Raw genomic sequence first — 6,651 nt, forward strand, 5'->3', positions numbered from 1 at the left:
CTACAACTATAGTCAAATCATTCTAAAGCTGGCATAGTGTAAAAAAAAGAATAGCACGCGCGTTCTTTTCGGGAATGGAGCAGAGCCGGGATTTTTGAATCGCGAATCCCTTCTGCTCCGATGGTTGAAGTTGAAGAACAGAGCGCTGTCTGGTCCAGCCAGAATTGCAAAGTGCCGCAAATGGATTTGTACTGCATCCGATGCAGGCAAAGTCCGCTACTAAAAATGAAGTGAAACTTGGAGAAGACATATGAAAAAACAATTCAACGTATTGCCAAAGCTGGCAGCCCTGTCCGTGCTGGCAGCATTTGCCGTACCCGCAATGGCGCAACAAGCTGGCGATAACCTCGTCAATGCAGGTTGGGCTCACCTCAGCCTGAATCAATCCAGCGAACCATTAAAGCTCGGGACCTTCACGGTTCCAAATAGTGGTGCGCATGTTTCCAACGCTGATACCCTTCTTCTGTCTTTCACGCACTTCTTTACCGACAATATCGCCGTAACGGCGGATTTGGGTATCCCGCCGAAATTCAAGCTCGACGGTTCTGGCTCCCTCAACGGTTTGGGTCAGCTTGGCACGGCCACGCAATGGAGCCCGGCTATGTTGGTCAAGTACTACTTCGGCGACGCTAACAGCCAGTTCCGTCCTTACGTCGGCGCGGGTGCGACGTACGTATGGTATTCAAACATCAAGCTGTCCAACAGTTTGACCGGTCTTCTCGGCGGTGGCGATCCTGGCGCTTCCACCAGCGCCGATCTGAGCAGTTCTTTTGCGCCAGTCGCGAACGTTGGTATGGCCTATAATTTCGACAAGAACTGGTCCGCCAACGTCTCTCTGTCTTATGTCCCGCTGAAGACCAAGGCTGATCTGTCTACTCGCCATAGCGATGGAACGACAACGCACGCCACTACTAAAATCACTCTGAATCCTTTGGTTTCGGTGCTGAGTGTCGGCTACAAGTTCTAAATCGCTGGTTAAGTTTTAATCTTAAAGAGCCCCGCAAGCCATGGTCTTGCGGGGCTTTTTTTGTCTGTTGCAGCGCTTGACTGATAATGTATTTCTCCGTCGACAAGACGGTGCAGATTGCGTTAAAGTGAAAGTGTCGATTTTGCACCGGGGGAGTAGCGGCCATGACGAAGGAAGTTGCGGTATTAGGGGGTGGGTGCTTCTGGTGCCTGGAGGCGGTGTATCAGGAAATCAAAGGAGTGGAGCAGGTCGAGTCTGGCTACACCGGCGGCCATGTTGCGAATCCCAGTTATGAGCAGGTGTGCGAGGGCACCACCGGCCATGCCGAAGTGGTGGCGGTGACATTCGATACCGAGCAGATCAGCTATCGCGAGCTGCTGGAAATTTTCTTCACGATCCACGATCCGACTACCTTGAACCGCCAGGGTAATGACGTCGGTACCCAATACCGCTCGGCGATCTATTACCAGTCGCCGCAACAGAAGAAGGAGGCGGAACAGGTTGTCGCGGAAATGGCGAATGTGTGGGATGCGCCTATCATCACTGAACTGAGCGCGGCGGAAACCTATTACAAGGCCGAGGACTACCACCAGAATTACTTCCGCCAGCATCCCTTGCAAGGTTATTGCGCTTTTGTGGTGGCGCCGAAAGTGGCGAAGCTGCGCAAGGTGTTCATCGATAAAGTGATTCGCTGAATACTATCCGCTGCGGCGATGAGCGCAGCGGATGGTTCGCTTAACTAACTAACTCACTCACTCACTCACTTGCCTTGATAAATGTAATCGCGCGACCAGGGTAGTGTGCCGGCGCTGCGCCCGGCTTTGCGGCAGACCACCTGGTACAGCGACATCCAGTCGCGTTCGAAGCCGTAGGAACTCCCCGCCAGGTAAATGCGCCAGATACGGAAACGGCGGTCGTCGGCTGCTTTCCTGACCTCGTCGGCATGCGCTTCCAGATTGTCGGCCCAGATGCCGCAGGTCTTGGCGTAGTGGCGCCGCAGGTTTTCCACATCGAATACTTCCAGTCCGCCTTGCTGCATGGTTTTCAGCACCATGCCGATATGCGGCAGTTCACCATGCGGGAACACATATTTTTCGATGAATTCACCACCGCCATAAGGCGTCTCGCCATTGTCGATATCGGTGGTGGTGATGCCGTGATTCATGGCGATGCCGTCATCGGCCAGCAATTCGCGGATGCGCGAGAAATACATGGGCAGATGCGCCAGGCCGACATGTTCGAACATGCCGACGCTGGTGATGCGGTCGAAACTGCCGGTGACGTCGCGGTAGTCTTGCAAGCGGATTTCTATCTGGTCCTGGAGGCCGGCCTTGGCCACCCGTTCCTGCGCCAGCGCATACTGGTTTTCCGAGAGCGTGACGCCGACGCACCTGGCGCCGAATTTCTGCGCTGCCCGCAGCACCAGCGCGCCCCAGCCGCAGCCGATATCGAGCAGGGTCTGGCCCGGCTGGATCTGGATCTTGGTCAGGATGTGATCGATTTTCTTCAGCTGCGCGGTATCCAGGTCTTCATCGCCATGTTCGAAATAGGCGCAGGAATACACCATGTTCTGGTCCAGCCACAGCTTGTAGAAATCATTGGAGACGTCGTAGTGATAACGGATCGCCTCGGCGTCCTTCTCCTTGTTGTGACGGAAGGTACGGGTGATGCGGGCGAACTTGCCGTCCGCCTTGAGCGAATTGGCCGCCAGCGCATTGCCGACGGCGATGATTTCCCTGATTTTTCCTTCGACTTCGATTTTTCCTTCGACGTAAGCCTCGCCGAGATTGGCGAGCGATGGCGTCAGCAGGTAACTCAGCGCCGACACATGCGGCACGCGCACGGTGACTTCCGGCGCTGCATAGGTGCCGAAGTCGAAGCGCTGACCATTCCATAATTCCAGCCGTAGCGGTATTGCAGCTCGGTGACGAATATCATTAACCCAGTTTTCAAGCTTCTTTTCCCAGAACACGATTTCTCCTCCGGTCATTAAATACTTGTACCAAGCGGTCAGCGTCGACCAGTAACAGTGACTAAGGCTGCAGGCGTTGTCGCAGCCACTTGTCATCTGCGTCCAAGGTATACAAAATCCGGTCGTGCAAACGTGACCGGCGTCCTTGCCAAAATTCTACCGTATCCGGAAAAAGTCTGTAGCCGCCCCAATGTTTTGGGCGTGGCGGATTGTCGCCGAATTGTTGTTCGGCCTTGGCGTACTCTGCTTCCAGCAGTTCGCGGCTGGCGATGGTCTCGCTTTGCGCCGAGGCGATTGCGCCGAGTCGGCTGCGCAAGGGGCGGCTGTTGAAGTAGGCATCGCTTTCGTCGTCGCTGATTTTTTCGACGCGGCCTTCGATGCGCACCTGGCGTTCCAGTTCAACCCAGTGGAACAGTAAGGCGCCATAGGGATGTTCCTCCAGGTCGTGGCCCTTGCGGCTTTCAAAATTGGTAAACCATATGAAGCCGTGTTCATCGAACTGCTTGATCAGCACGATGCGCGACGAGGGGCGGCCATTGCTGCCGACGGTCGCCAGGCTCATCGCATTGGCTTCCGGTACTTCGGCGCGCATGGCTTCTTCAAACCATTTTCCGAACTGGGCAATCGGGTCGGCCGCGGTGTCGGCTTCCGACAGGTTGGCGTGGCTATAGTCGATGCGCAGGTCCGCAATCGATTTGTCTATCTGTTGATTTTGCATATTCATGCTGGAATACCTCGACGTTGTTGCATGGCTGATCCTAGCTGCTGCATCTGCTGTGCGCTGAAAAGCCGCTTCGCCATCGGTGCGATCCAGGTTTCTTCTTTTTCCATGTGGGCGGAATAAATGGCGGAAAATTGCTGGACGTCTTGTGGCGACAGCAGGCTTGCCGGGGCGGTTGTTGCGCCATCGGCGATAGACGCCAGTTGCAGGTTGAGCGCGTGCCACAGGCCATCCATCTGCTGGTGCTCGGCCATGATTTCCGGCATCAGCTTTTGCAGCACGGCGGCGTCCTCTCCAATGGCGGTAACGCTCAGCATCGGCAGCAGGTCGACTTCTTCATCCGCGTGATGATGCGGAGCGGCCTGATTGAAATAGCGCATGACGCTGTGCGCGGCTTGCTGGGCCTGGGCGCCATTGCCGTGCTGCGGCAGGTGATCGAGCAGGTTTTGCAGCGTTTCCAGCTGCTTGCGTATGCGGTCGTGGCAATGCTTGAGCACCGCAATCGGCTGGCTGAAATCTGGCGCGGTGGCTATCAGTGCGTTGGGCATGGTGAGTATCTCGTGATTGGATAGGAGCGCTCATCCAGGGATGAATGCTTATTTGATAATTTGTCGACGGCTGACGATTTATTTATCTTCTTATATTAAAGCACTTCAAAAGTGATCCGTCATGCAGAGCCGGTAAAATAGCTGCAATAGCGATATCCAGTTTGATCTGCATCAAGTTTATCCTGGCTTATCTTGTCGATGCCCGTCGTTTCACTTTCAGTTGCCCATCATGTCCTCATCTGTAGCCAGCGCTTCCGGCGCCTCTGTTCCCACCGCGGTCGATCTCGACGAGATTGATTTCGACCGCCGTTTCGGCGGCATCGGCCGTTTGTATGGCGCCGCCGCGCTGGCTCGTTTCCTGCAGGCGCACGTGTGCGTGGTCGGTGTCGGCGGGGTTGGCTCCTGGGCGATCGAGGCCCTGGCGCGCAGCGCCATCGGCAATCTGACCATGATCGACCTCGATAATCTGGCCGAATCCAATATCAACCGCCAGATTCATGCTCTGACAGATACGCTCGGCCAGGCCAAGGTGAGCGCGCTGGCGGCGCGCGTCGCCCAGATCAACCCGTACTGCCATGTCACCGAGGTGGAAGATTTCATTAGCGCCGACAATCTGCCGGAAATGATAGGCGAAGGACGCTATGACTACGTGATCGACGCCATCGACAATGTGCGCGCCAAGGCGGCACTGATCGCCTACTGCCGCGACAAGGGCATCCGGCTGATCACCATCGGCAGCGCCGGCGGCCAGGTCGACGCCACCTGCATCGAAGTGCGCGATCTGGCGAAAACCGAGCAGGAACCGCTGCTGGCCAAGGTGCGCAAGCGCTTACGATCGGAATACCGCTTCCCGCGCGGCGACAAGGTTCGTTTCGGTATCGACGCTGTCTTTTCCACCGAGCCTTTGAGCGCACCGCTGGTTGAGCAGGCATGTGCGGTCGACGCCGATACCGGCACAGTTGCGGGCGTAACCGGCCTGAACTGCGCCGGCTACGGCTCGGCTGTGGTGGTGACGGCTACTTTCGGCCTGGTTGCCGCCGGCCACATCTTGCGCAAGCTGGCAGCCGATGCTGTGCCCGCGGCTTGACTTGCCCAAGCGGTCTAAATAGAATCCTGTGGACCATGTTTGCAGGAGATCCGATTTTGGACAGTTGTACCAGTACTCTCGGATGGGCGCTCAGCCCCTTGCATTTCACCTGCTAGCAAGCATTCATCGCTACAGCCAGTGAATTGGAGCGCTGTAGTGTCAATGAGATGCGATTCTGCATCGCCACCATTTATCTCCGTCCGTTTGTTTGATTTGCCCGGCCGGCTGTTCTTCAATTCCTGAAGCGGCGCCGGGCGCCAATGAAATGCCGCTATGCCGTGCGCATGGCGACGCATGCAGAAAGGTAGCGAAGATGGATTGGAAAATATTTACCCTGCGCGTATTGCTCGCCCTGACCCTGGGCTCACTGATCGGCGCCGAGCGGCAGATGCGTCAGCGCATGGCGGGCTTGCGCACGAATGCACTGGTGTCGATCGGCGCCGCGCTGTTCGTGATGGTTTCCGCGTTCGAATCGGATCCGCAGGGAGCGACACGGATTGCCTCTTATGTCGTATCCGGCATCGGTTTCCTTGGCGCCGGCGTCATCATGCGCGAAGGGATCAATGTACGGGGTTTGAATACAGCTGCTACCTTGTGGTGTTCGGCCGCGGTCGGCGTGCTGTGCGGACTTGGGCACGCGCTGGAAGCTGCCATCGGCGCCGCCGCCATCCTGGGCGCGAACGTGCTGCTGCGCGGCGTCTCTCATATGATCAACCGCCAGGATCTGCATAGCGCGACGGAAACCGAGCAGGTGTATCGCCTCTCTATAGTATGTCGGCCGGAAGATGAGGTGCAGGTACGCACCTTGATGCTGCATATGCTGAACGGTATGCCGCATCTGGTAGTGCAGTCGCTGCATAGCGAAGATCTGGCCTCGGGCACGCAGTTGGAAGTACGGGCGGACCTGATTACTTCCGCCAGCAATCATTTGCAGCTTGAGCAGATAGTCAGCCGGATCAGCCTGGAGAAGGGCGTCAGCGCCGCGCGCTGGGCGGTATTGAATTCGGTGGATGTATAAGCTGCTACTAATATAAAGAGCGTATTTAGTAGCGAGGAATGCCCCGTAATGCGGCTAAATCAAATAAATCGAAATATTTTAAAGAATTTGGCTAAAAGTACTTGCGGTGAAGATGTGGTGTTGCTATAGTTCGCCTCCCGTTGAGAACGACGCGAGAGAAGCGAAGCAGCAGCAAGGAATTGAGGCTGAATTGGGCGCGAAGTTTGAGGGAAAAAAAGCGGGTTGCAGGTTGTGTTGGAAGTAAAAAGTTTTTCGGTGGGAAGTAAAAAAGTAGTTGACGAAAAACTTGAAACGCTACATAATCTCATCTCTCTGCTGCTGACAAACAAAACGATTTG

General features: G+C 55.9%; 8 protein-coding genes. 4 read left to right on the plus strand and 4 right to left on the minus strand.

The window, feature by feature from the left end:
* Positions 1-250: 250 nt before the first annotated feature.
* Together AC07V8_RS14880 and msrA are read left to right on the plus strand one after the other, a co-directional pair.
* The gene (locus AC07V8_RS14880) at positions 251-967 is read left to right on the plus strand and encodes an OmpW/AlkL family protein (protein ID WP_494678887.1); all 717 of its coding nucleotides are present in this window, start codon (positions 251-253) and stop codon (positions 965-967) included.
* Between the two features lie 164 nt (positions 968-1,131).
* On the plus strand, positions 1,132-1,662 hold the full coding sequence (gene msrA, locus AC07V8_RS14885) for a peptide-methionine (S)-S-oxide reductase MsrA (RefSeq protein ID WP_494678888.1): 531 nt from the start codon (positions 1,132-1,134) through the stop codon (positions 1,660-1,662).
* A 65-nt stretch (positions 1,663-1,727) separates the two neighbouring features.
* Here the strand turns inward: msrA and AC07V8_RS14890 are convergent, their stop codons facing one another.
* The 3 genes from AC07V8_RS14890 to AC07V8_RS14900 all read right to left on the minus strand — a co-directional run bounded on the left by AC07V8_RS14890 (position 1,728) and on the right by AC07V8_RS14900 (position 4,208).
* Complete coding sequence (locus AC07V8_RS14890) at positions 1,728-2,939, minus strand: class I SAM-dependent methyltransferase (protein WP_494678903.1); 1,212 nt, start codon at positions 2,937-2,939, stop codon at positions 1,728-1,730.
* A gap of 61 nt (positions 2,940-3,000) precedes the next feature.
* Positions 3,001-3,663: a pyridoxamine 5'-phosphate oxidase gene (pdxH, locus tag AC07V8_RS14895; RefSeq protein ID WP_494678889.1), complete on the minus strand. Its 663-nt coding sequence runs from the start codon at positions 3,661-3,663 to the stop codon at positions 3,001-3,003.
* Entirely contained in the window at positions 3,660-4,208 is a 549-nt protein-coding gene (locus tag AC07V8_RS14900) for a hemerythrin domain-containing protein (RefSeq protein ID WP_494678890.1), read from the minus strand. Before AC07V8_RS14900 ends, pdxH begins: the two co-directional genes overlap by 4 nt.
* Before the next feature lie 229 nt (positions 4,209-4,437).
* Between AC07V8_RS14900 and tcdA the strand changes: the two genes are divergently transcribed.
* Both tcdA and AC07V8_RS14910 read left to right on the plus strand, forming a co-directional pair.
* A complete protein-coding gene (gene tcdA, locus AC07V8_RS14905; protein WP_494678891.1) occupies positions 4,438-5,295 on the plus strand; it encodes a tRNA cyclic N6-threonylcarbamoyladenosine(37) synthase TcdA in 858 nt (285 codons plus the stop codon).
* Between the two features lie 313 nt (positions 5,296-5,608).
* Entirely contained in the window at positions 5,609-6,313 is a 705-nt protein-coding gene (locus tag AC07V8_RS14910) for an MgtC/SapB family protein (protein ID WP_494678892.1), read from the plus strand.
* A 59-nt stretch (positions 6,314-6,372) separates the two neighbouring features.
* Here the strand turns inward: AC07V8_RS14910 and AC07V8_RS14915 are convergent.
* The coding region (locus AC07V8_RS14915) for a hypothetical protein (RefSeq protein WP_494678893.1) at positions 6,373-6,651 on the minus strand (279 nt) is incomplete at its 5' end.

It is taken from the genome of Collimonas sp. GW821-FHT02H07, from assembly GCF_059421505.1.

Coding starts and splice junctions, on each gene's coding strand:
- AC07V8_RS14880 (WP_494678887.1), top strand. CDS start 251: ATGAAAAAACAATTCAACGTATTGCCAAAGCTGGCAGCCCTGTCCGTG.
- msrA (WP_494678888.1), top strand. CDS start 1,132: ATGACGAAGGAAGTTGCGGTATTAGGGGGTGGGTGCTTCTGGTGCCTG.
- pdxH (WP_494678889.1), bottom strand. CDS start 3,663: ATGAATATGCAAAATCAACAGATAGACAAATCGATTGCGGACCTGCGC.
- AC07V8_RS14900 (WP_494678890.1), bottom strand. CDS start 4,208: ATGCCCAACGCACTGATAGCCACCGCGCCAGATTTCAGCCAGCCGATT.
- tcdA (WP_494678891.1), top strand. CDS start 4,438: ATGTCCTCATCTGTAGCCAGCGCTTCCGGCGCCTCTGTTCCCACCGCG.
- AC07V8_RS14910 (WP_494678892.1), top strand. CDS start 5,609: ATGGATTGGAAAATATTTACCCTGCGCGTATTGCTCGCCCTGACCCTG.